General features: G+C 46.5%; 23 protein-coding genes and 4 tRNA genes. All 27 read left to right on the forward strand.

All coding sequences use genetic code 11. The features are described 5' to 3' along the window. Window positions 1-16: 16 nt before the first annotated feature. The 27 genes from ACAW87_RS00800 (at window position 17) to rpoC (ending at window position 24,913) form a co-directional block, all read left to right on the forward strand. On the forward strand, window positions 17-1,129 hold the full coding sequence (locus ACAW87_RS00800; RefSeq protein WP_370721244.1) for a cytochrome c oxidase subunit II: 1,113 nt from the start codon (window positions 17-19) through the stop codon (window positions 1,127-1,129). A gap of 26 nt (window positions 1,130-1,155) precedes the next feature. Then, a complete protein-coding gene (locus tag ACAW87_RS00805) occupies window positions 1,156-3,042 on the forward strand; it encodes a cytochrome c oxidase subunit I (protein ID WP_370721245.1) in 1,887 nt (628 codons plus the stop codon). After that, on the forward strand, window positions 3,017-4,054 hold the full coding sequence (locus ACAW87_RS00810) for a COX15/CtaA family protein (RefSeq protein WP_370721246.1): 1,038 nt from the start codon (window positions 3,017-3,019) through the stop codon (window positions 4,052-4,054). Before ACAW87_RS00805 ends, ACAW87_RS00810 begins: the two co-directional genes overlap by 26 nt. Further along, a complete protein-coding gene (gene cyoE, locus ACAW87_RS00815) occupies window positions 4,051-4,956 on the forward strand; it encodes a heme o synthase (RefSeq protein ID WP_370721247.1) in 906 nt (301 codons plus the stop codon). Before ACAW87_RS00810 ends, cyoE begins: the two co-directional genes overlap by 4 nt. A 1-nt stretch (window position 4,957) precedes the next feature. Next, window positions 4,958-5,551: a cytochrome c oxidase subunit 3 gene (locus ACAW87_RS00820; protein WP_370721248.1), complete on the forward strand. Its 594-nt coding sequence runs from the start codon at window positions 4,958-4,960 to the stop codon at window positions 5,549-5,551. Between the two features lie 15 nt (window positions 5,552-5,566). Further along, window positions 5,567-6,349: a cytochrome c oxidase subunit 3 gene (locus ACAW87_RS00825; RefSeq protein WP_370721249.1), complete on the forward strand. Its 783-nt coding sequence runs from the start codon at window positions 5,567-5,569 to the stop codon at window positions 6,347-6,349. 20 nt (window positions 6,350-6,369) lie between these two features. Continuing rightward, entirely contained in the window at window positions 6,370-6,702 is a 333-nt protein-coding gene (locus ACAW87_RS00830; protein WP_370721250.1) for a cytochrome C oxidase subunit IV family protein, read from the forward strand. A 156-nt stretch (window positions 6,703-6,858) separates the two neighbouring features. Then, window positions 6,859-7,419 (forward strand): SCO family protein, encoded by a 561-nt coding sequence (locus ACAW87_RS00835; RefSeq protein WP_370721251.1) that lies wholly within the window; start codon window positions 6,859-6,861, stop codon window positions 7,417-7,419. Window positions 7,420-7,422: 3 nt separating this feature from the next. Further along, window positions 7,423-7,968 carry a DUF420 domain-containing protein gene (locus ACAW87_RS00840; RefSeq protein WP_370721252.1) on the forward strand — a complete coding sequence of 182 codons (546 nt, stop codon included), beginning with the start codon at window positions 7,423-7,425 and terminating at the stop codon, window positions 7,966-7,968. A gap of 16 nt (window positions 7,969-7,984) precedes the next feature. Beyond that, the gene (locus ACAW87_RS25775; RefSeq protein ID WP_502918374.1) at window positions 7,985-8,260 is read left to right on the forward strand and encodes a CAMCR motif-containing small membrane protein; all 276 of its coding nucleotides are present in this window, start codon (window positions 7,985-7,987) and stop codon (window positions 8,258-8,260) included. 58 nt (window positions 8,261-8,318) lie between these two features. Further along, complete coding sequence (locus tag ACAW87_RS00845; RefSeq protein ID WP_370721852.1) at window positions 8,319-8,588, forward strand: DUF983 domain-containing protein; 270 nt, start codon at window positions 8,319-8,321, stop codon at window positions 8,586-8,588. Between the two features lie 104 nt (window positions 8,589-8,692). Beyond that, window positions 8,693-9,283 (forward strand): RNA polymerase sigma factor, encoded by a 591-nt coding sequence (locus ACAW87_RS00850; RefSeq protein WP_370721253.1) that lies wholly within the window; start codon window positions 8,693-8,695, stop codon window positions 9,281-9,283. Further along, complete coding sequence (locus ACAW87_RS00855; RefSeq protein WP_370721254.1) at window positions 9,264-10,091, forward strand: hypothetical protein; 828 nt, start codon at window positions 9,264-9,266, stop codon at window positions 10,089-10,091. Before ACAW87_RS00850 ends, ACAW87_RS00855 begins: the two co-directional genes overlap by 20 nt. Next, entirely contained in the window at window positions 10,091-11,083 is a 993-nt protein-coding gene (locus ACAW87_RS00860; RefSeq protein WP_370721255.1) for an outer membrane beta-barrel protein, read from the forward strand. The genes ACAW87_RS00855 and ACAW87_RS00860 overlap by 1 nt, the downstream gene beginning before the upstream one ends. A gap of 169 nt (window positions 11,084-11,252) precedes the next feature. Beyond that, window positions 11,253-11,338: transfer RNA gene (locus ACAW87_RS00865), tRNA-Tyr, on the forward strand. Between the two features lie 94 nt (window positions 11,339-11,432). Beyond that, window positions 11,433-11,505 (forward strand) — tRNA-Gly (locus ACAW87_RS00870). Window positions 11,506-11,589: 84 nt separating this feature from the next. Beyond that, window positions 11,590-11,661: transfer RNA gene (locus tag ACAW87_RS00875), tRNA-Thr, on the forward strand. A 119-nt stretch (window positions 11,662-11,780) separates the two neighbouring features. After that, a complete protein-coding gene (gene tuf / locus ACAW87_RS00880; RefSeq protein ID WP_085410817.1) occupies window positions 11,781-12,968 on the forward strand; it encodes an elongation factor Tu in 1,188 nt (395 codons plus the stop codon). 190 nt (window positions 12,969-13,158) lie between these two features. Further along, window positions 13,159-13,232: transfer RNA gene (locus ACAW87_RS00885), tRNA-Trp, on the forward strand. A 13-nt stretch (window positions 13,233-13,245) separates the two neighbouring features. Next, a complete protein-coding gene (secE, locus tag ACAW87_RS00890; RefSeq protein ID WP_370721256.1) occupies window positions 13,246-13,437 on the forward strand; it encodes a preprotein translocase subunit SecE in 192 nt (63 codons plus the stop codon). A gap of 71 nt (window positions 13,438-13,508) precedes the next feature. Beyond that, window positions 13,509-14,069, forward strand: coding sequence for a transcription termination/antitermination protein NusG (nusG, locus tag ACAW87_RS00895; RefSeq protein WP_370721257.1), 561 nt, complete (start codon window positions 13,509-13,511; stop codon window positions 14,067-14,069). 154 nt (window positions 14,070-14,223) lie between these two features. Beyond that, window positions 14,224-14,667, forward strand: coding sequence for a 50S ribosomal protein L11 (gene rplK / locus ACAW87_RS00900; protein ID WP_370721258.1), 444 nt, complete (start codon window positions 14,224-14,226; stop codon window positions 14,665-14,667). Between the two features lie 30 nt (window positions 14,668-14,697). Further along, the gene (gene rplA / locus ACAW87_RS00905; RefSeq protein ID WP_370721259.1) at window positions 14,698-15,396 is read left to right on the forward strand and encodes a 50S ribosomal protein L1; all 699 of its coding nucleotides are present in this window, start codon (window positions 14,698-14,700) and stop codon (window positions 15,394-15,396) included. 3 nt (window positions 15,397-15,399) lie between these two features. Further along, window positions 15,400-15,930 (forward strand): 50S ribosomal protein L10, encoded by a 531-nt coding sequence (gene rplJ, locus ACAW87_RS00910; protein WP_085410812.1) that lies wholly within the window; start codon window positions 15,400-15,402, stop codon window positions 15,928-15,930. A gap of 54 nt (window positions 15,931-15,984) precedes the next feature. Next, the gene (gene rplL / locus ACAW87_RS00915; RefSeq protein WP_370721260.1) at window positions 15,985-16,365 is read left to right on the forward strand and encodes a 50S ribosomal protein L7/L12; all 381 of its coding nucleotides are present in this window, start codon (window positions 15,985-15,987) and stop codon (window positions 16,363-16,365) included. Window positions 16,366-16,586: 221 nt separating this feature from the next. Then, window positions 16,587-20,456 (forward strand): DNA-directed RNA polymerase subunit beta, encoded by a 3,870-nt coding sequence (gene rpoB, locus ACAW87_RS00920; RefSeq protein ID WP_370721261.1) that lies wholly within the window; start codon window positions 16,587-16,589, stop codon window positions 20,454-20,456. A gap of 110 nt (window positions 20,457-20,566) precedes the next feature. Next, a complete protein-coding gene (gene rpoC, locus ACAW87_RS00925; protein WP_370721262.1) occupies window positions 20,567-24,913 on the forward strand; it encodes a DNA-directed RNA polymerase subunit beta' in 4,347 nt (1,448 codons plus the stop codon). Window positions 24,914-25,143 lie beyond the last annotated feature (230 nt).

Consider the following 25,143-nt stretch of genomic DNA (forward strand, 5'->3'; position numbering starts at 1 on the left):
TCTAAATCAAACAAGTATGGTTTACATCGTAGGATTATTGTCGCTCGTTTTTCTTGCGCTCGCCTTCATGGTGTTCGGTCGGTTGACCAACGTGATGAAGAGTGTGGGTACAGCAGGAACTGAAGAAACGTACGGAGGAACAAGCAATAAAATCAATGGAGCCATGTTCATGGTGTTTCTCATTGGTGGGACTATTGCTGCTACCTGGTCGTTTATTCACTCAACCCAGTACTTTCTTCCAGAAGCTTCGTCTATACACGGTCGTCGTACAGACGGGTTATTCTGGGGATCTATGGCAATCGTAACAGCTTCTGCGCTACTTACGAATATTCTGTTGTTTTACTTTGCTTATCGCTATCAGTATAGAGACGGTAAGCGGGCTTCATACTACCCTGAAAATCACAAGCTCGAGTTGTTGTGGACCGTTGTTCCTGCTATTGTGATGGCCATAATGGTATTCACAGGATGGCAGGCATGGCGTGATATTATGGCGGAAGCACCAGAAGGTGCACAGGAAGTAGAACTGGTAGGTAAGCAGTTCAACTGGATTGCCCGTTACCCTGGAGTGGACAACAACAAGTTGGGTGCTTTCAATTATAAATTAATTGATAACAACAACGAAGTAGGTATCGATTTTTCTGATGAGTCAGCATTTGATGACTTTACAGCCCCGGAACTGCACATACCTGTTGGAAAGCCTGTGCTGATAAAAATTCGGGCACGTGATGTGCTTCACAGCGTATTCATTCCCCATATGCGTGTGAAAATGGATGCTGTGCCTGGTATGCCAACACGGTTCTGGTTCCACCCAGACAAGACGACAGAGCAAATGCGGAACGAAACGGGCAACCAGAGTTTCAAGTACGAAATTGCCTGTACTGAAATCTGCGGACGGGGACATTTTTCGATGAAAATGAATTTAGTCGTTGAAGACGAAGATTCGTGGAAAAAGTGGTGTGCGGAGCAAAAGCCGTTATTGTCTTCTTTCCCAGAATATGCATCTCGAATTCCAGCAAATCTGAAAGCTAAAGCGGCCAAATATTTGCCTGCTGCCGGCGCTGAGTCAGATAGCACAGCAACGGCATCAGTTGGTGGAGGCGCTGGCTTAGGTAGTGCTTCATTACGTTAATCCTTTAGATCAACAAATCGCTAATAATGGCAACTACAGACGCACTTTCAACTCCTCATGTACATGTTGAAGAACATGAGCACCATGAGCACGAACTGAACTTTTGGCGCAAATACGTTTTCGCTGAAGATCACAAAACGATTGCCAAGCAGTATCTGATTACGGGTATTTTTTGGGCAATTATTGGAATCAGTTTTTCAATCATCTTCCGTCTTCAACTGGGATTCCCCAATATGAAGCTTGAGTGGTTGCGACCACTGATCGGAAACTGGATTGAGGAAAGTGGTAAACTAAGCCCAGATTTTTATTTGGCTTTAGTTACCATGCATGGTACCATCATGGTATTCTTTGTACTCACCGCTGGATTGAGTGGTACGTTTAGTAACTTCCTCATCCCTCTTCAGGTAGGTGCCCGGGATATGGCATCAGGCTTTATGAATATGCTGTCCTACTGGTTCTTTTTTCTGGCCAGTTTGCTGATGTTCGTGTCTATCTTCCTGGAAACGGGTCCTGCTGCCGGCGGGTGGGTTGTTTATCCGCCACTCAGTGCGTTGCCACAAGCTCACAAAGGTTCAGAGCTTGGTATGACTTTGTGGTTAAGTAGTATGGCGCTTTTCATTGTGTCGCAACTACTGGGTGGCATTAACTATATCACAACAGTTATCAACCTCAGGACTCGTGGTATGTCCTTTAGTAAATTGCCACTGACGATTTGGGCGTTCTTCCTGACTGCTGTATTGGGTCTTATTTCGTTCCCGGTGCTTTTGTCAGCCGCTTTGTTGCTGATTTTTGATCGTAGTTTCGGTACGAGTTTCTTCTTGTCTGACATTTATGTTGCCGGTGAAGCTTTACCAAACGTAGGTGGTAGCCCAATTCTGTTCCAGCACTTGTTTTGGTTCCTGGGTCACCCGGAAGTGTATATCGTGATGTTGCCTGCCTTGGGTATAACGTCGGAAATCATCGCTACCAATTCGCGTAAGCCAATCTTTGGTTATCGCGCCATGATTGCTTCGATGATGGGTATCGCCTTCCTTGCGTTCATTGTTTGGGCTCACCATATGTTCGTAACAGGGATGAACCCGTTCCTAGGATCGGTTTTCATGTTCTTAACGTTGATTATTGCTGTGCCTTCAGCGGTAAAAGCGTTTAACTACATCACAACCTTGTGGCGCGGTAATATCCGGTTTACACCGGCTATGCTCTTCTCTATAGGTCTGGTATCGTTCTTCATATCAGGAGGTGTAACAGGTCTGATTTTAGGTAATGCCGCACTTGATATTCAATTGCACGATACCTATTTTGTTGTTGCTCACTTCCACCTTGTAATGGGTGCTTCGTCTGCATTTGGTTTATTAGCTGGTGTATACCACTGGTTCCCCAAGATGTTTGGACGTATGATGAACGACAAACTTGGGTACGTTCACTTCTGGTTGACGTTTATCGGTATCTATAGTGTGTTTTTCCCAATGCATTATATTGGTATTGCTGGTTTCCCCCGTCGTTATTACAGCTTTACGAGCAATGATTTCACCAGCAACATATTCCAGGATATGAATGCTTTCATTAGCATTGCGGCTATCGTTACATTCTCAGCACAGCTTATTTTCCTCTACAACTTTATATACAGTTTAATAAAAGGAAAGCGTGCACCATTGAACCCTTGGAAGTCGAATACACTTGAGTGGACAACACCTGTTGTACCAGGTCATGGTAACTGGCCGGGCGAAATTCCAGCCGTATATCGCTGGCCATATGACTACAGCAAACCGGGCGCGAAGGAAGACTTTATCCCTCAGAATGTACCTTACTCGCAAACCACTGAATCAAATCTTCCTCATGAGAAAGAATTGATTTCCTTGGAGCAAGCGATCGAAGCTCAAAACTTCAATGATCAGTTCAAACAACCTCATTAATGAGCGTTCGTTTCGGCGCCTGGCGCTTCTAACAGTTAGTGCAGTCATACTACTAATATTGGTTGGTGGCATTGTTAGAAGCACTGGCGCCGGAATGGGTTGCCCAGATTGGCCAAAGTGCTTTGGCCAATGGGTTCCACCCACTGATGTATCCGAATTACCCTCTAATTACCAGGAAATCTACAGTCATCGTGGGTACGCGAATACTGAATTCAATGTTGTAAAAACGTGGATTGAGTATCTTAATAGACTTCTGGGCGCTTTAATAGGGGTGTTCATACTGTCAACTTTTGTAGCCTCAGCTATAGCCTACTGGCAGCGTGACCGCGCCATTGTAGGCTATAGTTTTTTAGCCCTTTTTTTAGTTGGGTTTCAAGGTTGGCTTGGTGCAAAGGTTGTAGCAAGTGTACTGGCTGCATGGCTAATTACACTACACATGCTATTAGCAATAGTCATTGTAGGTGTTCTACTTTACGTAGTTGCACGCACACAGGTTACATCGCTATCGTTTCAGGAATTCAAACTATCAAAAGCATCGAGCCGGTGGCTGTTGATAAGTTCTGTTCTGTTGCTGCTTCAGATTTTAGTGGGAACACAGGTTCGTGAAACCGTTGACGAAGTAGCTAGCCGGTTCGGAGCAATGCAACGATTCAGATGGATTGATGAACTTGATATTCGATTCTACGTTCACAGGAGTTTCTCATTGATAGTATTAGTGAGTCAACTCTTTTGGATTGTGCCTATTGCAAAGCGCTCCGAAAATAGCATACTCATCAGGCAGTTAGCTATCAGTACTGGAGGGCTACTCGTGTTAGAAATTCTAACAGGTGTGATTATGGCTTACTTTGCTATCCCAGCCTGGGCTCAACCTGTTCATCTCACACTCGCTGTGGTTGCGTTAGGAATTCAATTCGTTGTCATTCTGTTTTCATACAGAAGTGTGCTCATGAAAAGCATACCAGATTCGTCATCAATTCAGAAGAACAGATCTGGCTCAGTAACTACGTTATGAATTCATCTGTTGAGCACCCAATAATGCAGCCTGCCAATAGTCCTCACAAGGCTTCATGGCAAGACTATATTGCATTGACCAAGGCGAGATTGTCGCTCTTGGTCGGATTTTCGGCAGTACTTGGCTATCTAATGGCAGCTTCACAGCCGTATTCGTTAGTTCAGATCGCTTTATTTACTGTAAGTGGCTTGTTGATCACAGGTGCTGCCAACGCAGTCAATCAGGTGTTAGAAGTCCAGTTTGATCGGCTTATGAAGCGGACAGGTAGTAGGCCACTACCTACCGGGCGTATTAGTCGTGAAAGGGCTATCATCTTTGTTGCGGTTTTGCTTTTTGTAGGGCTGTTCATACAAACGTTGTGGTTCAACCCTCTTACGGCGGGCATATCATTTGTTTCATTTCTGCTGTATGGATTTGTATACACTCCCTTGAAACGAGTAGGGTCAATAGCCGTGTATGTAGGTGCAATACCAGGTGGGTTACCTCCTTTAATTGGATGGGTGGCTTACTCGGGAACTATCAACGCCGAAGCATTATGGCTGTTTGCTGTTCAATTTATCTGGCAGTTTACGCACTTCTGGGCAGTTGCCTGGGTTCTCGACGAAGATTATGCGAAAGCAGGATTTAAACTGCTGCCTTTGAGGCGTCCTGCTTCTGCTCAAACTGCACTAGTGATTTTGAGCTTTACAGTGTGGTTGATACCTGCCGGAATATTGCCCTATTATTGGGGTTATATAGGAGTTGTATCAGCTAGTATCTCAGTAGTATCAGCGCTTCTGTTATTGTGGCTCAATATTGGTTTAGTAAATAAACCTGAGATTGCCACGGCGAAACGTCTCATGTTTGCCGCGTTTGCCTACCTACCAGTTGTTCAAATCGCGTTTGTTTTAGATCGTGTTTAACATGAAAGAAGAAACGGAAGAAATAAAATGGCTCGAAGAAGAGCCTGAAGAGACCCTCTCCGTGAACCCACGGAAGTTCATTCTCTGGTTGTTTATTGTTAGTATCCTGATGCTTTTTGCCTCATTCACAAGTGCCTATCTGGTACGGCGTGCAGAAGGTAATTGGCTTGAGTTTACGGTTCCCGCAATTTTTGGATATAGCACTATTGTATTAGTTGTGAGTAGTCTCACTATGCATTGGGCCTACTTAGCTGCTAAAAAAGACAATTTCAACGCGCTAAGGATAGCTATATCTATTACTTTTGCACTTGGAATGGTATTTCTGTACATGCAATTCCAGGGATGGGTCGAATTGGTACAAAACAACGTTTACTTTGTTGGCAATCCGGCAGGTTCGTTCATTTATGTGTTTACAGGAATGCACGCTTTCCACCTGATTTCAGGTTTAATTGTGCTGGTATTTGCCCTTTTGGCAGCATTTCGATTGCGTATACATGCCAAGTCACTTGAGCAGGTTCAGGTGGCTACCACATACTGGCATTTTCTGGATATTCTCTGGATCTACCTGTATTTCTTTTTACTTTATTTCCATTAATCAGCTCACGGACGCATGGCGGCTACAGCAACAACTGACGAGTCAGTACTATTTGATAAGAAAGCCTGGATGGGTGGGGTAGAACCCATGAGTGCCAGTTATGGTAAACTGATGATGTGGTTCTTCCTCATATCAGATACGTTCACCTTTTCGGCATTGCTGGTTACGTATGGCTTAATTCGCTATAGTTATCCAGCTTATGACCCTGCTATACACGGCGTTCCTTTCCACTTCTCGAATATCTACTGGCCTATTCCAGATCAGGTGTTCAATGCCTTCCCATTTTTCCATGGTGCAACACTACCGCTGGTTTTTGTTGGCTTAATGACGTTCATCCTCATCTTTTCTTCGGTAACGATGGTTCTAGCGGTAGAAGCAGGACATCGTCGTGATCGTCGGGATGTAGAGAAGTATATGTTATGGACAATATTGGGGGGAATTGCTTTCCTTAGCAGTCAGGCGTGGGAATGGTCACACTTTATTCATGGTACTGAGGAAGGCAATACTATTCGCGAGCTCGTTGGAGGGCAGTGGGTCGAGCGTACTATTTTTGGTGCGAACCTGACAGAAAACCAGTATGGACCTCCTGCCTTTGCTGATCTGTTCTTTTTTATTACTGGCTTCCACGGTACCCACGTTCTTTCAGGAGTTATCTTGAATATCCTGATTTTTTACCGGACATCGACAGGGCTTTATGAGCGTCGTGGACACTACGAGATGGTTGAAAAAGTTGGTTTATACTGGCACTTTGTCGATCTAGTCTGGGTCTTCGTATTTACGTTCTTCTATCTCGTTTAACCGCTTTCTCTTTTACGATAATGGCAAATACACCATACACCGATAATCATGGAGGAACTGACGTTGCTCCACCGCCGGCCAATACAAAAATCATATGGCGCACGTTCATCATCCTGTGTGTCATTACAGCTTTCGAATTTTTGATTGCTTTTACGATGCCTGCCAACGGTCTTCGCGTGGCAATCTTTGTGGGAATGACTATCGTTAAGGCGTTCTACATTGTGGCTGAATTCATGCACTTAAAGCACGAAGTGAAGAGCCTTATCTGGGCAATCATGCTTCCGATCATATTTATTATCTGGCTGCTTATCGCATTAATGTACGAGGGTGGCTCGATATTCCAGGTGAGATAATATATGAACTCATACCGTAAAGCCGGGACTCTCGTCATAACATTGATGGTCCCGGCTTTTGCGTATATAATGCTCAGAGCATGTACGCAAAATCATTACACGTTACCGCGATACATTCCGGTTATTGATTCGACCCGAGGGGAACCGGTTATGCAGATGATCACTGACAAAGACGGGAATAAGCGTGAAGACACTCTGTTCAGACACGTACCCGGCTTTTCGTTGATAGATCAAAATGGTAAAGTCGCCACTCAAGAAATCACGAAAGGCAAAATTCACGTTGCTGATTTCTTCTTTACCCGGTGCGGCACCATTTGTCCCAAAATCCAACTAAGTCTGAGTCGGGTTCAGGAAATATTCAAGGAGCGGTCTGATGTGGTATTGCTGTCATATTCAGTTGACCCTGAAAATGACAAGCCTACTCAACTGAAAGCATATGCCGATAAAATGGGAGCAAAAGCCGGAGTGTGGTATTTTCTAACCGGAGATAAGGCTCAGATTTATAATCTTGCGCAAAGAGGATACTTCTTACCCGTTGTAGACCATGGAGTTAGTTATGGGAAACCTGACGAAACTTTTATACATAGTGAAAAGTTGGTTTTAGTAGATAAGGAAGGTATCATCCGGGGATTTTACGACGGAACGGACAAGAAAGACGTAGAACGCCTGATTGTTGAAATCCGGGTGTTACTAGATATCTACAGCAAACAAGCATAACTGATGGAAGCCACTACACTTGTCACTAAAGAGAAGAATGCCAATAGACTGATAAACATTGTCTCAATTGCTATTCCAGTTGTGGTAGCATTGATTTTAGGTGTTCGGCAGAAATTTGATCTGGGTACGTGGACGACTTATTTACCGCATATAAATGGGGTAATTAATTCGCTAACATCGGTGTTGTTAATTGTAGGCTACTACTTCATTCGGCAGAAAAACGTCACGGCGCACAGAATAATAATGATGGCTGCGTTTACACTGGGTGCCTGCTTTCTGGTCGGGTATGTTCTCTATCATATCTCGAACGAATCAACCTCGTTTGGAGGAGAGGGTTTGATTAGACCGGTATATTACTTTTTGCTTATTTCACATATTGCCCTGTCGGTAGTTGTGTTATGGTTTGTGTTGAGAGCCGTTTATTTCGCATTGACCAAGCAGTTTGCGTTACACAAAAAAATGACGCGATGGGCATTACCTATTTGGCTATATGTAAGTACTACCGGAGTAATTGTTTATTTGATGATCAAGCCGTATTACACACATTAATCAACGTAACAGTACTATGAAGACGTGGGGATGGGTACTCATAACAGCACTTTTTCTGTGCTTTGGGCCTGATGTGCTGGCTCAGTGTGCTATGTGTCGGGCAAGCGTTGAAAGTACCGTTAGCAACGGTCGTAGCGTAGTTGCCTCTGATTTGAATTTTGGAATTTTATATCTGCTAGCCGCACCTTACCTGATTGTAGTAACAATCAGCTATTTGTGGTATCGCACTAGTAAAAAAGAACATGCCCAACGTATCAAAGTCTCAAGCCGTGTTCGCGGGGCTATGTCCTAAATGTAGACAGGGCAAGATTTTCCAAACTCCCCTGTATGCTCCTGTAGGGTTTGGCAAAATGAACGAATATTGTCCGCACTGTGGCATGCGCTTTGAAGTAGAGCCTGGTTATTTTATTGGTGCTATGTATGTGAGTTATGCATTTTCGGGAGGTATGGCCTTGGTATTAGGGTTTGCTCTATTCTATCTCGGAAATAACCCACCTGGTTGGGTCTACTCTCTCGTGATCTCGATCGCTGTTATATTGATAGCATCCATAAACTTTCGGTTGTCTAGGGTAATATGGCTGCATTATGTAGCTGGTGTAAAGTATAATCCGACACTGTAGCATTGCATGCAAACTAAAAATCCCGACCTGTTAAGGCCGGGATTTTTAGTTTGCATGCAACCAGGTCGGATCAGACTGCATCTTGTTTGTAAATGAAGTAGGAAATGACTCTTTCTATCCCATACTATCTGTCAGAAAGCCGGTTGGTAGTTGCTCTGCAACAGGGAGAAGCGCGTGCGCAGAAGATTACTTACGAACGGTATGCGACTCGTATGATGACCGTATGCTTAAGGTATGTTGCCAATCAGGCCGATGCAGAGGATGTGCTGATAGAGTCATTTATGCGCGTGTTTGAACGCGTTAACCAATTCCGTAATGAGGGAAGTTTTGAAGGTTGGATACGTCGAATAATGGTTACAGAATCATTGATGTTTCTTCGGAAGAACAAGTCGTTACGTCAAGAAATACCACTTGATAATATACCGGAAGAGGCAGACTACCAATGGGCAGATGGCCACTTAGAAGCCAATGATTTGTTAAAATTGGTAGCTCAACTACCAGACGGGTATCGCACAGTTTTTAATTTATATGCAATCGAAGGGTATTCTCACGCCGAAATCTCTACTCTGACCGGCATCAGCGAAGGCACATCGAAGTCGCAACTATCGCGAGCCCGAGCATTATTGCAACAAAAAATAAGGACTCTTGAATCCGACGTAAAGTCGGCAGCTATATATGGAAAAGCAGCCAGTTGATGACCTATTTGCCCGCAAATTACGTGAGGCAGAAACTCCGGTCAACCCTGATGTTTTTGGTCAGTTGCAGAAAAGAATGGCCCCAAAACCATTGCCTGTCCAGCGGTCTGCATTCGTTTGGTGGAAGGTCGCTTGTGCCGCATGTATAGCAATCGCGTTGGGGTACTTATACAGAAGTAGCGATACTCTGAAACCGGAAGGGGAGAAATTTGTTAAAAAGACCGATGTCTCCAGAAAAACGCCTGCTCAATCGGTTATTGACTCAGTTCAAAAAACGCCTGAGCCCATAGCTCAGTTGGCACGATTTAAAGCAGAAAATAAACCCATTGAGCAGAAGGCGTACTCAGCTTCCAGGGAGGTTCACGCCATACCCCAACAGAAAGACCATCAGCCAATAGCGCAGATCGCAAAGACAAACGAGCCGGCTTACAAGATCGATGAACCAGTGTATCAACGAGCAGATAGTCAAACTGTTGCTACATCAATAACTCAACCAAATGTACCTCAGGCTGATCGAGTGGCGACAAAGCAGCCAGTGAGAGCTGAACGCACAGTTATTTTGACTATCGATGAAGCGCAGTTTGTAGATAAAGTAGCCCACAGTGACCCCAATGCTCTTGTTTCAGGATCAGAACATGCTCAAAATGGTTTGTCTAGCCTGTTTGGAAAGCTGAAGCAGTTGAAAAGGGGAGATGTTTCATTGGCTAAAGCTGCCCCTGCTACTTATCAAAATGACCCGAAAAACCGTTTTGGTCGGGTACTCAACGGAGTGAAAGAGAGTCTTAAAAACGAAACCACATTGGAATAATGAAAACGCTGATCCTGTCCACCTGCCTTATTCTGAGCTCACTGTATGCTGCGTGCTCACCCGCTGATTCACTAATTATTCGATTTGGCGCAAAAGGGCGTATTGCCGTGTATGCTCCTACTAAGGATCAATTAAAGAGAGTTACAGAATATGATCTCAACCGAATTGTAAAGGATATGGTTGGTAAGCTCGATTCTATACCAGAGGGTCAAGTATATATTATTCACGAAGAAAATGGAAAAGAATATCGCCGGGACTCTATTTCTGTGGTGAAAAAATCCGGGAGTAGCATTACCATAAATATAGGTAAGGGCAAAGATGGGGATGATACTACAGGATATAGTCGTGAACGTACCCGCCAACGTGCTGTATCTAACCGGAACAACTGGAAGGTCAGCACCGATTTTCATATTGGCCTTAATACCTGGATAGGGAGCCCTGACGGACAAGTATTTGATGGCAACTCGTATGAATTGAGGCCACTAGGGTCGCGCTATTTTGCCATCAGCACAACCCAAAACCCTGCCATAGTTAGAACAAGTCGTTTTAGACTGAGTGTTCGTTATGGTTTACAACTCGCCTGGAATAACTTCATGTTTCAGGAAGATGTAATAGCAGAGCGCGGGGCAGAGGCAATACAGTTCACTCCATATTCTACACCATTACAGAAGAGTAAACTCACTGTCTGTAATGTGGAAGTTCCTTTGGTGCCCCAATTCTCCTTTTACAACAGCAGTCGTAAGCGAGCTTTCAACATCGGGATGGGTGGATTTGTAGGCTATCGGGTCGATAGTTACACTAAGATTAAGCAAGATAATGGAGACAAGCTGCGTAACCACGCAGGTTTTTACCTCAATAATTTTCAGTATGGTGTTATCGGTAACGTTGGTTTAGCCAGATTAAATTTGTTTGTAAAATATAATCTCAACAACACATTCCAGACTGGAAGAGGGCCTTCGATACATCCACTTAGCTTTGGCATAACGATTTAGCCTTTGAAAGTCACAATTACAGTACGCCCTCGTAGAGCACTCTGCGAGGGCATATTTGTAAGAAAGAAAAAAGATTTTTAGCTCTCCTGTTGACAACGCGGGAAAACCTTGTAATTTTGCAACTCCAAACTGAGAAGCAGGGCGGAAATTGTTCTTTTTAGATTGACTTGGGGAGTTTCCAGAGTGGCCAAATGGATCAGACTGTAAATCTGCTGGCGTACGCCTTCGGAGGTTCGAATCCTCCACTCCCCACCAAAACAGTTGTCGGCTTACTGTATCCGATTAATCAATGAGTTGCCAATCGGCAGCTCATTGATTAATCGGATACAGTAAGCGGTAAACCGTTTCTGCGGGAGTAGCTCAGCTGGTAGAGCGATAGCCTTCCAAGCTATAGGTCGCGAGTTCGAACCTCGTCTCCCGCTCAACGACGTACCTGAAAAGAGATGTTGCGTTTGATCATTGACAATCAAACTCAACTTTTTTTCATATTTTTTTACACTGTACTTGCCTTCTTAGCTCAGTGGTAGAGCACTTCCTTGGTAAGGAAGAGGTCGTCGGTTCAAATCCGATAGAAGGCTCTAAGCTGCCAGATGTTGCTCTGTTGAGGCGGCTTTGATAAGGTGCTCTGCAAAGAGCACTTTTTGCGTAAGGGCAAATCAACTTACACTAACTATAGTTAACTAAAGCGTTTTTAGACATGGCAAAGGAGAATTTTGACCGCTCGAAACCGCACGTCAACATCGGTACGATTGGTCACGTTGACCACGGCAAGACGACGCTGACGGCAGCAATTACAAAAGTACTCGCCGGTAAAGGTCTGGCGGCAATGCGGGACTTCTCGTCGATTGACAATGCCCCCGAGGAAAAAGAGCGTGGTATCACGATCAACACCTCACACGTAGAGTACGCGACGGCTAACCGTCACTATGCACACGTTGACTGCCCAGGTCACGCCGACTATGTGAAGAACATGGTAACGGGTGCCGCTCAGATGGACGGTGCTATTCTGGTAGTTGCTGCAACTGATGGCCCAATGCCACAGACTCGCGAGCACATCCTGCTGGCTCGTCAGGTAGGTGTTCCCCAACTTGTTGTCTTTATGAACAAAGTCGACATGGTGGATGACCCAGAACTGCTTGAGCTTGTTGAGATGGAAATCCGCGAGCTGTTGAGCTTCTACCAATTTGATGGCGACAACATTCCAGTTATTCAGGGTTCTGCTCTGGGTGGTCTGAATGGTGATGCCAAGTGGGTTGGTACCATCGAAGAATTGATGGATGCCGTTGACTCATTCATTCCCCTGCCTCCACGTATGACGGATCTTCCGTTCCTGATGCCAGTGGAAGACGTTTTCTCGATTACAGGTCGTGGTACAGTTGCTACCGGTCGTATCGAGCGTGGCGTGATCAACTCAGGCGAGCCTGTTGAGATCCTGGGTATGGGTGCTGAGAACCTGAAATCAGTTGTAACTGGTGTTGAAATGTTCCGGAAAATTCTGGACCGTGGTGAAGCTGGTGACAACGTAGGTCTGCTGCTCCGTGGTATTGAAAAAACTGATATCCGTCGTGGTATGGTTATTTGCAAGCCAGGTTCAGTAACTCCACACGCTAAATTCAAAGCCGAGGTATACGTACTGTCGAAAGAAGAAGGTGGCCGTCACACGCCATTCTTCAACAAGTACCGTCCTCAGTTCTACTTCCGTACCACTGACGTAACGGGTGAAATCGTTCTGCCAGCTGGTGTTGAGATGGTAATGCCTGGTGATAACATCACTATCGAGGTAACCCTGATCAGCAAGATCGCTATGGAGAAAGGTCTCCGTTTCGCTATTCGCGAAGGTGGTCGTACGGTAGGTGCCGGTCAGGTGACTGAAATCCTCGACTAATTGATTGGTTTTGAAGGCAAGTGCATCTCTAATGTAGGGATGCACTTGTTTTTTGCGATCTTTTTGCGATCTTTGCAGTCCGAAATCAGGAAGGCTAGATTTAGGCAAGAGACATCCACTATAAGAATTCCGAATCTTATTAATGCGTGTCTCGGCTCTTAAATTTAATTTCTTATTTCTGACAACATACACGGGTGTAGTTCAAGGGTAGAATAGCGGTCTCCAAAACCGTTGATGGGAGTTCGAATCTCTCCACCCGTGCCAATCTTAACAAACGATGGAAAAGGTAACCACCTTCCTCAAGCATTCCTGGGAAGAAGTTCAGCACAATGTGACTTGGCCTAAGTTTAGCGACTTACAGGCGAGTTCATCACTGGTACTGATCGCTTCGCTGATTTTTGCGCTTTTGGTCGGCTTGATCGACTATGTGTTCGAAAACGGCCTGAATTTGTTCTACCAGTCATTCTAACTCGTTGTTTGGCCGTTTGTTTGTTACAGGTTGAACAAACAAATAAGCAAACAGACAAACAACTATTACGTATGGTCAACGGTATCAATTGGTACGTTATCCGGGCCGTTTCAGGGCAGGAAAAAAAAATAAAGTCGTATCTGGATAACGAGATTCATCGGCAACAACTGATGGAGGTCATTCCCCAGGTACTAATTCCGTCTGAGAAGGTGTATGAGATGCGGAACGGTAAGAAGCGAATTCGTGAGAAATCGTTTTTCCCGGGTTATATCCTGATATCGGCTGATTTGTCTAATGCCCGCGCCTTGGCACTTATTACTACAATGCCGGGTGTGATCGGTTTCCTGGGTAATACAGGTTCTGGAAATTCGAAGATTCCCGTTCCGCTGCGGGAAGCTGAAGTAAATCGTATTTTAGGTAAAGTAGAAGAAGAAACGCAGGAAGCCGCAACGCCAACTATAGCGTACCTGAAAGGCGAGTCAGTGAAAGTAGTTGATGGTCCATTTAGTGGGTTCATTGGCACAGTGGAGGAAGTATTCGATGATCGGAAAAAGCTTAACGTAGTTGTTAAGATCTTCGGTCGGAGTACACCTGTTGAACTGAGTTACGCACAAGTAGATAAAGAGAACTAACAAATCGTTAGCGCTCACGCCCATGGGTCGATGCTTCCCATCGAGACACCGGGCAACCCAACCAGTCCGCTGGTAGCAAACAAAGGTTAAGTCAGGTATGACACTGATCTAAAGATGAGTTTGCTGCAAATGACTTGTAAAATAAGTATTAACAATGGCAAAAGAAGTAGCTGGCTACGTTAAGTTGCAGGTAAAGGGTGGCCAAGCCAACCCATCACCTCCGATCGGTCCTGCGCTGGGTTCCAAGGGTTTGAATATCATGGAATTCTGCAAGCAGTTTAATGGCCGTACGCAGGAAAAGATGGGCATGGTCTTGCCGGTACTGATTACGTACTACAAAGACAAGTCGTTTGACTTTGTCATCAAGACCCCTCCTGCACCAATTATGCTGATGGAAGCTGCTAAACTGAAAGGTGGATCAGCACAGCCAAACCGGAATAAAGTAGGTTCGGTAAGCTGGGATCAGGTGAAAACTATTGCTGAGACGAAAATGCCGGATTTGAATTGTTTCACGGTTGAATCAGCCATGAAAATGATTGCCGGTACGGCTCGTAGCATGGGTATCACAGTTTCAGGTGTAGCCCCTTGGGATAATTAGCAAACTTGCCTTAGGCATCTTAACGACATCATGGCAAAGTTGACAAAGAAACAAAAAGAAGCGCAAGCGAAGTATGATGCTACACAAGTGTATTCACTTGAGAAAGCAGCTGAAATCTTGAAAGAGATCTCATATACTAAATTCGACGCTTCTGTAGACATCGACGTTCGTCTGGGCGTTGATCCGCGTAAAGCAGATCAAATGGTTCGGGGTGTGGCAACACTGCCCCACGGCACAGGCAAAACGGTACGGGTTCTGGTACTTTGCTCTCCCGACAAGGAAGCAGAAGCAACAGAAGCTGGAGCAGATTATGTAGGATTAGACGATTATATCAAGAAGATCGAAGGTGGCTGGACTGACGTAGACGTGATTATCACGATGCCGACAGTTATGGCCAAAGTTGGTCGTCTAGGTCGCGTTCTAGGACCTCGTGGTCTGATGCCGAACCCTAAGTCGGGTACGGTTACGCTGGAAGTAGGTAAAGCAGTGAAGGAAGTGAAAGCTGGTAAAATCGACTTTAAAGTCGACAAAACCGGTATCATTCATACCAGCATTGGCAAAGTATCATTCAGCCCTGAAAAGTTGGCTGAAAACGCACAGGAAGTAATTTCTACGCTGGTACGTCTGAAGCCTTCTTCATCGAAAGGAACCTATGTGCAGACAATTTATATGTCAAGCACAATGAGTCCTAGTGTTAACATTGATAAAGCAACCGTTGCCGGACTGTAAACAATGACAAGAGAAGAAAAAGGCGCGATCATTGACGACCTGAGTCAGAAGTTCCAGTCTATTCCGTATTTCTATATTACCGATGCCAGTGGCATGTCAGTAGCTGAGACAAACGATTTACGTCGTCTCTGCTTCGAACGGGGAATCGAATACGTAGTAGTGAAGAACACCTTGATCAAGAAGGCGCTCGAAACGGTAGAGAATACGGATTATTCATCATTTGATGAAGTGCTTAAAGGATTTTCAGGCGTGATGTTTCACCCAGAGAATGGTAAAGCAGCTGCTCAACTGATCAAAGATTTCCGTAAAACCAATAAGAAACTGCAATTGAAGGGTGCTTCAGTTGACTATAGTTTGTTTGTTGGTGCTGATCAACTGGATACGCTCATCAACCTGAAGAGCCGTACCGAACTTATCGGCGATATTATTGGCTTACTGCAATCACCTGCCAAGAACGTGGTATCTGCGCTCACAAGCGGTGGTGGCAAACTGGCTGGTATCTTGAAAACGCTGTCGGAGCGCGAAGAAAACTAAGCCCGACAATCATTTTTTAATCAATCTTGTAACAACTTAATTTCCAATACAAAAATGGCAGATTTGAAAGCGTTCGCTGAGCAGCTTGTAAACCTGACGGTTAAAGAAGTAAACGAGCTGGCTGCTATCCTGAAAGATGAGTACGGCATCGAACCTGCAGCTGCAGCTCCAGTAATGGTAGCTGGTGGCGGTGGTGGTGAAACTGCTGCAGCTCCTGTAGAGAAAACGTCTTTCGACGTTATTTTGAAAGCAGCAGGTGCTAGCAAGCTGGCCGTTGTGAAACTGGTTAAAGACCTGACGGGTCTGGGTCTGAAAGAAGCCAAAGAACTGGTAGACGGTGCTCCTAAGCCTGTTAAAGAAGGTGTAGCTAAAGACGAAGCTGAAGCCCTGCGTAAGCAGCTGGAAGAAGCTGGTGCTGAAGTAGAAGTTAAGTAAGGATACTGTCGTTCTACGATACTCCAAGCGGAAAGAGGCCTGGCTGCATGTCAGGTCTTTTTCCGCTTGGAGACTTTTTATCTATATACATCGTACCGGAAAAACTATTTTTTACCGGACGGTGTTGCTTTTTTACGCCCTTTTATTTACGTTACCACATTTCGTAAGGTAAAAGGGTGTTTTAGTATAGAATCAGTCGCTCAACTAAACGCAGAAGAGCCTTGGCTACAAACGCTAAAAACACCAACACACGCAAGAACTTTGCGACGATTCAGCCCGTACTTGACTATCCTGATTTTCTGGATATTCAGCTGAAATCTTTCCGCGACTTTTTCCAGTTGGATACTCCTTCAGACAGTCGTTCGCAGGAAGGACTGTACAAGGTGTTTCAGGAAAATTTTCCGATTTCTGACTCCCGCGAGAATTTTAAGCTGGAATTTATCGATTATTCGGTTGATCCCCCAAAATATTCGGTTGATGAATGTATCGACCGGGGTTTAACCTATTCAGTGCCCCTCAAAGCTAAACTGCGTTTGTCGAACAGCGATCCCGATAACGAGGATTTCGAGACTATTGAGCAGGAGGTATTTTTGGGTAACATCCCTTACATGACAGCAAAAGCATCGTTTGTGATAAACGGAGCCGAACGCGTCATTGTTTCGCAGTTACACCGGTCGCCGGGTGTGTTCTTCTCGATGAGTAAGCATACCAATGGTACGAAGTTGTATTCTGCCCGGATCATTCCGTTCAAGGGCTCATGGATTGAGTTCTCGACGGACGTTAACAACGTCATGTACGCGTATATTGACCGGAAAAAGAAATTCCCGGTTACTACACTGTTACGGGCAATTGGCTTTGGCTCTGACAAAGATATTCTCGACCTGTTCGGTTTATCAGAAGAGATAAATGCAACGCCGGCCAGCTTGAAAAAAGCAATTGGTCGTCGGTTGGCAGCACGCGTGCTACGTACCTGGACAGAAGACTTCGTTGATGAAGATACCGGTGAGGTAGTTTCTATCAGCCGTAATGAAGTGTTGCTGGAGCGGGATTCGGTGATCGGCGCTGACGATATTGACACCATTACAGAATCAGGTCAGAAATCGGTCATCCTGCACAAGGAAGACATGAACGTGGCTGATTACAATATCATTTACAATACACTTCAGAAAGACAGTTCTAACTCAGAGAAAGAAGCCGTAGAGCAAATCTATCGTCAGCTTCGTAACACTGAGGCACCTGATGAGCAGTCGGCCCGTGAAGTTATTCAAAGCCTTTTCTTCTCTGATAAACGGTATGATCTCGGCGACGTAGGCCGGTACCGCATAAACAAGAAGCTGGGTCTTGACGTAGCCTTAGACACGAAGGTACTGACCACTCAGGATATCGTATCGATCGTGAAATACCTGATCGGTTTGATCAATGCGAAAGCGGTTGTCGATGATATTGACCACTTGAGTAACCGTCGGGTACGTACCGTAGGTGAACAGTTATATGCCCAGTTTGGCGTTGGCCTGGCCCGTATGGCCCGGACCATCAAAGAGCGGATGAACGTACGTGACAACGAAGACTTCAAGCCTGTTGATCTGATCAACGCCCGTACGCTGTCTTCAGTAATTAACTCGTTCTTTGGTACAAACCAGTTATCGCAGTTCATGGACCAGACAAACCCGCTGGCCGAAGTGACGCACAAGCGTCGCATGTCGGCACTCGGGCCAGGTGGTCTGTCGCGGGAACGGGCAGGTTTCGAGGTACGTGACGTTCACTATACCCACTACGGTCGGTTATGTACTATTGAGACGCCTGAAGGACCAAACATCGGTCTGATCTCGTCGCTTTGCGTATTTGCGAAAGTAAACAGCATGGGCTTCATCGAAACGCCATACCGGATTGTTGAAAACGGTAAGGTACCCGATAAGCCAGTGATGTATTTGACAGCCGAAGAAGAAGATACCCACTATATCGCGCAGGCTAGTTCAGCGCTTGATCCAAAAGGTAACTTCAAAGTAGATCGTCTGAAAGCTCGTTTTGAGGGTGACTTCCCCATTTCGGAGCCCTCGAGCGTGTCGTTCATGGATATTGCGCCTAACCAGATTGTATCGGTAGCTGCGTCGATGATTCCGTTCCTGGAGCATGATGATGCCAACCGGGCCCTGATGGGATCGAACATGCAACGTCAGGCTGTACCACTCCTGCGTCCAGAGGCCCCAATTGTGGGTACAGGTTTAGAGGGTCGTGTAGCCGTTGACTCACGTGCGTTGGTTATTGCTGAAACGGACGGGGTAATCGATTTTGTCGACTCAACCAAGATTGTGGTTCGCTACAACTTGGATAAGGACACTGGTCTGGTTACGTTCGATGAAGATATCAAAACGTACAAACTGATTAAGTTCCGCCGGACTAACCAGGATACCTGCATCAACTTGAAGCCTGTTGTGTTGAAAAACCAGAAGGTAAAGAAAGGTGATGTGCTTTGTGAAGGCTACGCCACGCAGAAAGGTGAACTGGCGCTGGGTCGCAACATGAAGGTTGCCTTCATGCCATGGCAGGGTTATAACTTCGAGGATGCTATCGTGATCTCTGAGCGTGTTGTGCGCGAAGATATTTTCACATCGATCCACATTGAAGAGTTTGAACTGGAAGTACGGGATACAAAACGGGGTGAAGAAGAATTGACCTCTGAGATTCCGAACGTATCAGAAGAAACCGTTCGTAACCTTGATGAGAACGGTATCGTTCGTGTTGGTACTGAGGTGAAAGAAGGCGATATCCTGATCGGTAAGATTACACCGAAAGGAGAAAGCGATCCGACACCTGAAGAAAAGTTGCTTCGTGCCATCTTTGGTGATAAGGCTGGTGATGTGAAGGATGCCTCTAAAAAGGCACCACCTTCATTGAAAGGCGTTGTTATCGATACCAAATTGTTCTCACGTCCTTCTAAAGAAGATCGCGGCAAGCACAAGGAGGAGTTGAAGGTGCTGATGAAGAAATACGGCCGTGATCTGGTTACGTTCCGTAACCGGGGTATCGACAAATTAGTCGAACTGCTCGATGGCAAAACCAGTCAGGGTGTAAAGCACCGGTTTGGCGATGAAATCATCAGCAAAGGCACGAAGTTCAGCCGTAAGAATATTATGGAGAACCTGTTCCCGGACAAAAACCCGTATCGCGACGAAAGTGGCTATTCGGTACCGGAAGAGGTTAACCTGATGGCCGATATGGTGTTGGAGAACTGGACAGAAGACGAGGCAACCAATGCGCTGCTGGTGAAACTGGTCAAGAACTACAATGCACGTCGGAACGAAATTTCGGGCCGTTTCAAGCGGGAGCGTTTCACCCTCGAAGTAGGTGATGAACTGCCGGCAGGTATTGTTAAACTAGCCAAAGTGTATATCGCCAAAAAGCGTAAGCTGAAAGTAGGCGATAAAATGGCTGGTCGTCACGGAAACAAGGGGGTTGTAGCCCGGATCGTTCGTGATGAAGACATGCCGTTCCTTGAAGATGGTACGCCGGTTGATATCGTTCTGAACCCACTGGGTGTACCATCCCGGATGAACATCGGTCAGATCTATGAAACGGTATTGGCCTGGGCTGGTCAGAAACTGAACCGCAAGTACGCAACGCCGATTTTCGACGGTGCTACAGAGCAGCAGGTGTCTGATGAATTGACGGAGGCAGGGTTGCCCGAGTTTGGCCGGACGTACCTGTACAACGGTTTGTCAGGCGAGCGTTTTGATCAGAAAGTGACAGTGGGTATCATCTACATGCTGAAACTCGGTCACCTTGTCGACGATAAGATGCACGCCCGTTCGATCGGACCTTACTCGCTTATTACGCAGCAGCCACTGGGTGGTAAAGCACAGTTTGGTGGTCAGCGGTTTGGCGAGATGGAAGTGTGGGCGTTGGAAGCTTTCGGAGCATCAAACATTTTGCAAGAGATCCTGACCGTTAAATCGGATGACGTGGTAGGCCGTGCTAAGGCATACGAGGCTATTGTGAAAGGCGAAAACATGCCGAAGCCAAATATTCCGGAATCATTCAACGTACTCGTCCACGAGCTACGCGGTCTGGCACTTGAAATTACACTTGAGTAAAGTTTGAAGTTTGTCGTTTGAGGTTTGTGGTTGCTCTGCTAATCAGCGAAGCAACCACAAACCTCAAACGACAAACCTCGAACGAATTTCAACTATATAATCTCCAACAGATGTCTTTTAAGAAGAACAAGAAACTCAACAGCGACTTCCAGAGCGTAACGATCAGCCTGGCGTCGCCCGAGTCAATTCTGGAGAGTTCATACGGTGAGGTCACCCAACCCGAAACGATCAACTACCGGACCTATAAGCCTGAAATGGGCGGGTTGTTCTGTGAGCGGATCTTCGGTCCGGTGAAAGACTGGGAGTGCCACTGCGGCAAATACAAGCGGATTCGCTACAAAGGCATTATCTGCGATCGTTGCGGTGTAGAAGTAACGGAGAAAAAAGTACGTCGTGAGCGTATGGGACACATCGAACTGGTGGTTCCTGTAGCGCACATCTGGTACTTCCGTAGCCTTCCAAACAAAATCGGTTACCTGCTTGGCCTGTCGACCAAGAAGCTGGATCAAATTATCTATTACGAACGGTACGTTGTTGTTCAATCTGGCGTAAAAGCTGCTGATGGTATTAACGAACTCGATTTCTTGACGGAAGACGAGTACCTCGATATCATCGACAAATTGCCTGCAACGAACCAGCATCTCGACGATAAAGACCCGAATAAATTCATCGCGAAGATGGGGGCTGACGCGCTGGAGATGTTGCTGTCACGCGTGCAGTTGGATGAACTTTCGTTCAGCCTGCGTCACTCAGCCGCAACCGATACATCGCAGCAGCGTAAAGCTGAAGCCCTGAAGCGGTTGAAAGTGGTTGAAGCGTTCCGTGAGGCAAATGGTCGTGTAGAGAACCGTCCCGAGTGGATGGTGATTCGCATGGTGCCGGTGATTCCACCCGAACTTCGTCCGCTTGTACCCCTTGATGGTGGCCGTTTCGCTACGTCTGACCTTAATGATCTGTATCGTCGCGTAATCATTCGGAACAACCGTCTGAAGCGTCTGATCGAGATCAAAGCACCAGAGGTAATTTTGCGTAACGAGAAGCGGATGCTTCAGGAAGCCGTTGACTCGCTGTTCGATAACTCGCGTAAAGTAAACGCAGTCCGTTCAGAAGGTAACCGGGCGCTGAAATCACTCTCTGATATGCTGAAAGGTAAGCAGGGACGTTTCCGTCAGAACTTACTTGGTAAGCGTGTCGACTACTCTGGTCGTTCGGTTATTGTGGTAGGTCCTGAACTGAAGATGCACGAATGTGGTCTGCCAAAAGACATGGCCGCCGAACTGTTCAAACCGTTCATTATTCGTAAGCTCATCGAGCGCGGCATAGTGAAAACAGTGAAGTCGGCCAAGAAGATCGTTGACCGGAAAGATCCTGTTATCTGGGACATTTTGGAGAACGTACTGAAAGGTCACCCTGTACTGCTGAACCGGGCTCCAACGTTGCACCGTCTGGGTATTCAGGCGTTCCAGCCGAAGTTGATCGAAGGTAAAGCCATTCAGCTGCACCCGCTGGTAACAACGGCCTTCAACGCTGACTTTGACGGTGACCAAATGGCTGTTCACGTTCCTCTGGGACAGGAAGCCGTTCTGGAAGCCTCGTTGCTGATGCTGGCTTCGCACAACATTCTGAACCCTGCCAACGGAGCACCGATCACGGTACCGTCGCAAGACATGGTGTTGGGCCTATATTATGTAACAAAAGGTCGGAAGACAACCGAAGAGTATCCAATTGCTGGCGAAGGCATGACCTTCTACGGTGCAGAGGAAGTGGTTATCGCGGTGAACGAAGGCAAGCTCTCGAAGCACGCTAACGTGAAGTGCCGGGTTAACGTACGGACTGAAGATGGCGAGTTGGAGTCGAAGATTATCGAAACGGTAGCGGGTCGTGTAATTTTCAACCAGTTTGTACCAACTGAAGTTGGGTTCATCAACGAACTGCTGACCAAGAAAAAACTGCAGCAAATCATCGCCCTTATCTTCAAGATCTCGGGTGTTGCCAAAACCGCAGAATTCCTCGATAACATCAAAGAACTCGGTTTCCAGCAAGCCTTCAAAGGTGGTCTGTCGATCGGTTTGAGCGATATCAAGATTCCTGACGAAAAGCAGGCGCTTGTTGACGACGCCAAGAAAGACGTACAGGCTGTTTGGGATAACTACCTGATGGGTCTGATCACGGAAAACGAGCGTTATAACCAGGTCATCGACATTTGGACACGTGTGAACTCACGCGTGACCGAGACGCTGATGAAGCAACTGGAAGCGGATCAGCAGGGCTTCAACTCTATCTACATGATGATGCACTCGGGAGCCCGTGGTTCTCGCGAGCAAATTCGTCAGCTAGGTGGTATGCGGGGTCTGATGGCTAAGCCACAGAAAAACCTGCAGGGTTCAGTCGGTGAGATCATTGAAAACCCGATTCTGTCGAACTTCAAAGAGGGCCTCGACGTATTGGAGTACTTTATCTCAACGCACGGTGCTCGTAAAGGCCTTGCCGATACAGCCCTAAAAACGGCTGATGCTGGTTACCTGACTCGTCGTTTGCACGACGTTGCACAGGATGTTATCATCAGTGAAGTTGACTGTGGTACACTGCGCGGTATTCAAACCTCGGCGTTGAAAGATAATGAGGACATCGTTGAGCCATTGTCGGAGCGTATCCTGGGACGTACCTCGGTACACGATATTTACGATCCGCTGAAGAAAGACGAAAACGGTGAGCCACTGTTGCTTATTGCAAACGGTGAACTGATTACAGAAGAAATTGCCGCCATCATTGATGAAACGAGTATTGAAGCTGTAGAAATTCGTTCGGTATTGACTTGTGAGGCTAAGCAGGGCGTTTGCGCCAAGTGCTACGGCCGTAACCTGGCAACAGGTCGTATGGTCGATATTGGTGAAGCAGTAGGTGTTATTGCCTCTCAGTCGATTGGTGAGCCGGGTACGCAGCTTACGCTTCGTACGTTCCACGTAGGTGGTACGGCTTCGAACATCGCAGTAGACGCGTCGTTGCGGGCTAAGTTTGATGGTGTTGTTCAGTTCGAGGAAATGCGGACGGTAGCATCACAGGATAACGAAGGCAATCCGCAGACGGTGGTGATGGGACGTTCAGGTGAAGTGAAGATCGTAGATCCAACTAACCCAAACATTGTCTTCATCAGCAACAACGTACCATACGGTGCCTTCCTGCGGGTGAAAGAGGGCGATGTAGTGAAGAAGGGTGCCGAGTTATGCGTCTGGGATCCTTACAACGCCGTCATTCTGTCGGAACTGACTGGTAAAGTATCCTTCGATGCTATTGAAGAGGCTATTACCTACCGCGAAGAATTCGATGAGCAAACCGGCTTCCAGGAGATGGTTATCATCGAGACGCGCGATAAGGCGAAAAACCCGTCGATCATCGTAACGGGCACAACAACGCTGCTTGACGATACCACCGAGAAAGGCTACAACCTGCCCGTTGGCTCACGTCTGGTTGTGAAGTCAGGTCAGTCGATTGTGGCTGGTCAGCCGCTGGCGAAGATTCCGCGTAACGTGGGCAAAACCCGCGATATTACGGGTGGTCTGCCACGGGTAACTGAACTGTTCGAAGCCCGTAACCCGTCGAACCCGGCGGTTGTATCGGAAATCGATGGCGTTGTTACTTACGGTGCGATCAAACGTGGTAACCGCGAAATTTTCATCGAGTCGAAAGACGGTACTCGCAAGAAGTACATGGTACCTCTGGCCAAGTTTATTCTGGTACAGGACAATGACTTCGTGAAAGCTGGTTCGCCGCTGTCTGATGGAGCCATTACGCCAAGTGATATTCTATCAATCAAAGGCCCAACGGCTGTTCAGGAGTACCTCGTGAACGAGATTCAGGAAGTATACCGCTTGCAGGGTGTGAAAATCAACGATAAGCACATCGAGTCGATTGTTCGGCAGATGATGCAGAAAGTTGAAATCACTGACTCAGGCGATACCAACTTCCTCGAAAATCAGGTTGTCGATAAGTGGTTGTTCCGTCAGGAAAACGACAAGATGATGGACGCTAAAGTGGTAACCGACGCGGGTGATTCAGAGAATCTCAAGCCTGGTCAGATCATTTCGGCCCGTCGTTTGCGCGATGAGAATTCGAGCCTGAAACGTCGTGACATGAAGATCGTAACTGTTCGTGATGCCATGACTGCCGTATCTCAACCAATCCTGCAAGGTATTACGCAGGCGTCGTTGGGTACTGACAGCTTCATCTCGGCGGCTTCGTTCCAGGAAACGACCAAGGTGTTGAGCGAAGCCTCGATTCGGGGTAAGCAGGACAACCTGGAAGGCCTGAAAGAGAACGTAATCGTTGGTCACCTGATTCCGGCTGGTACGGGTACTCGCAAGTACCTGAATCAGATCGTTGGTTCGCAGGAAGAACTCGATACGATCACCGAATCGCGCGAGCAGTTCTCTCGAAGTAAGAAGAAAGTAACGGCCTAGTTCAGGTACGTTATTAGCGAATAGAAAAGGCCAACTCGGAAACGGGTTGGCCTTTTTGCGTTTGTTGGGTTCGGGTTTGCTGCGACCCTCTTCTAGATCTACCGGTACCCTCCCCTCTATCAGTGGCATAAAGCCGAAACTGAGGTACGGAACCATGCGTGTGCCGTTTACTGACAAACTACTCACAAGCTGTATAGCAATCATTCGATGGGAACGTTCCCGAAAAATGG

It is taken from the genome of Fibrella aquatica, assembly GCF_041321135.1.
GTDB classification, from domain to species: Bacteria; Bacteroidota; Bacteroidia; order Cytophagales; family Spirosomataceae; genus Fibrella; species Fibrella aquatica.

Bases quoted from the DNA above. Each gene is read 5' to 3' on its own strand.
- ACAW87_RS00850 (WP_370721253.1), top strand. From the start codon at position 8,693: ATGACTCTTTCTATCCCATACTATCTGTCAGAAAGCCGGTTGGTAGTT.
- rplJ (WP_085410812.1), top strand. From the start codon at position 15,400: ATGACAAGAGAAGAAAAAGGCGCGATCATTGACGACCTGAGTCAGAAG.
- ACAW87_RS00825 (WP_370721249.1), top strand. From the start codon at position 5,567: ATGGCGGCTACAGCAACAACTGACGAGTCAGTACTATTTGATAAGAAA.
- ACAW87_RS00840 (WP_370721252.1), top strand. From the start codon at position 7,423: ATGGAAGCCACTACACTTGTCACTAAAGAGAAGAATGCCAATAGACTG.
- secE (WP_370721256.1), top strand. From the start codon at position 13,246: ATGGAAAAGGTAACCACCTTCCTCAAGCATTCCTGGGAAGAAGTTCAG.
- ACAW87_RS00800 (WP_370721244.1), top strand. From the start codon at position 17: ATGGTTTACATCGTAGGATTATTGTCGCTCGTTTTTCTTGCGCTCGCC.
- rpoC (WP_370721262.1), top strand. From the start codon at position 20,567: ATGTCTTTTAAGAAGAACAAGAAACTCAACAGCGACTTCCAGAGCGTA.
- ACAW87_RS25775 (WP_502918374.1), top strand. From the start codon at position 7,985: ATGAAGACGTGGGGATGGGTACTCATAACAGCACTTTTTCTGTGCTTT.
- rplK (WP_370721258.1), top strand. From the start codon at position 14,224: ATGGCAAAAGAAGTAGCTGGCTACGTTAAGTTGCAGGTAAAGGGTGGC.
- ACAW87_RS00855 (WP_370721254.1), top strand. From the start codon at position 9,264: ATGGAAAAGCAGCCAGTTGATGACCTATTTGCCCGCAAATTACGTGAG.
- ACAW87_RS00820 (WP_370721248.1), top strand. From the start codon at position 4,958: ATGAAAGAAGAAACGGAAGAAATAAAATGGCTCGAAGAAGAGCCTGAA.
- ACAW87_RS00845 (WP_370721852.1), top strand. From the start codon at position 8,319: ATGAACGAATATTGTCCGCACTGTGGCATGCGCTTTGAAGTAGAGCCT.
- tuf (WP_085410817.1), top strand. From the start codon at position 11,781: ATGGCAAAGGAGAATTTTGACCGCTCGAAACCGCACGTCAACATCGGT.
- ACAW87_RS00810 (WP_370721246.1), top strand. From the start codon at position 3,017: ATGATCAGTTCAAACAACCTCATTAATGAGCGTTCGTTTCGGCGCCTG.
- cyoE (WP_370721247.1), top strand. From the start codon at position 4,051: ATGAATTCATCTGTTGAGCACCCAATAATGCAGCCTGCCAATAGTCCT.
- rplL (WP_370721260.1), top strand. From the start codon at position 15,985: ATGGCAGATTTGAAAGCGTTCGCTGAGCAGCTTGTAAACCTGACGGTT.
- rplA (WP_370721259.1), top strand. From the start codon at position 14,698: ATGGCAAAGTTGACAAAGAAACAAAAAGAAGCGCAAGCGAAGTATGAT.
- ACAW87_RS00805 (WP_370721245.1), top strand. From the start codon at position 1,156: ATGGCAACTACAGACGCACTTTCAACTCCTCATGTACATGTTGAAGAA.
- ACAW87_RS00860 (WP_370721255.1), top strand. From the start codon at position 10,091: ATGAAAACGCTGATCCTGTCCACCTGCCTTATTCTGAGCTCACTGTAT.
- ACAW87_RS00830 (WP_370721250.1), top strand. From the start codon at position 6,370: ATGGCAAATACACCATACACCGATAATCATGGAGGAACTGACGTTGCT.
- ACAW87_RS00835 (WP_370721251.1), top strand. From the start codon at position 6,859: ATGATCACTGACAAAGACGGGAATAAGCGTGAAGACACTCTGTTCAGA.
- nusG (WP_370721257.1), top strand. From the start codon at position 13,509: ATGGTCAACGGTATCAATTGGTACGTTATCCGGGCCGTTTCAGGGCAG.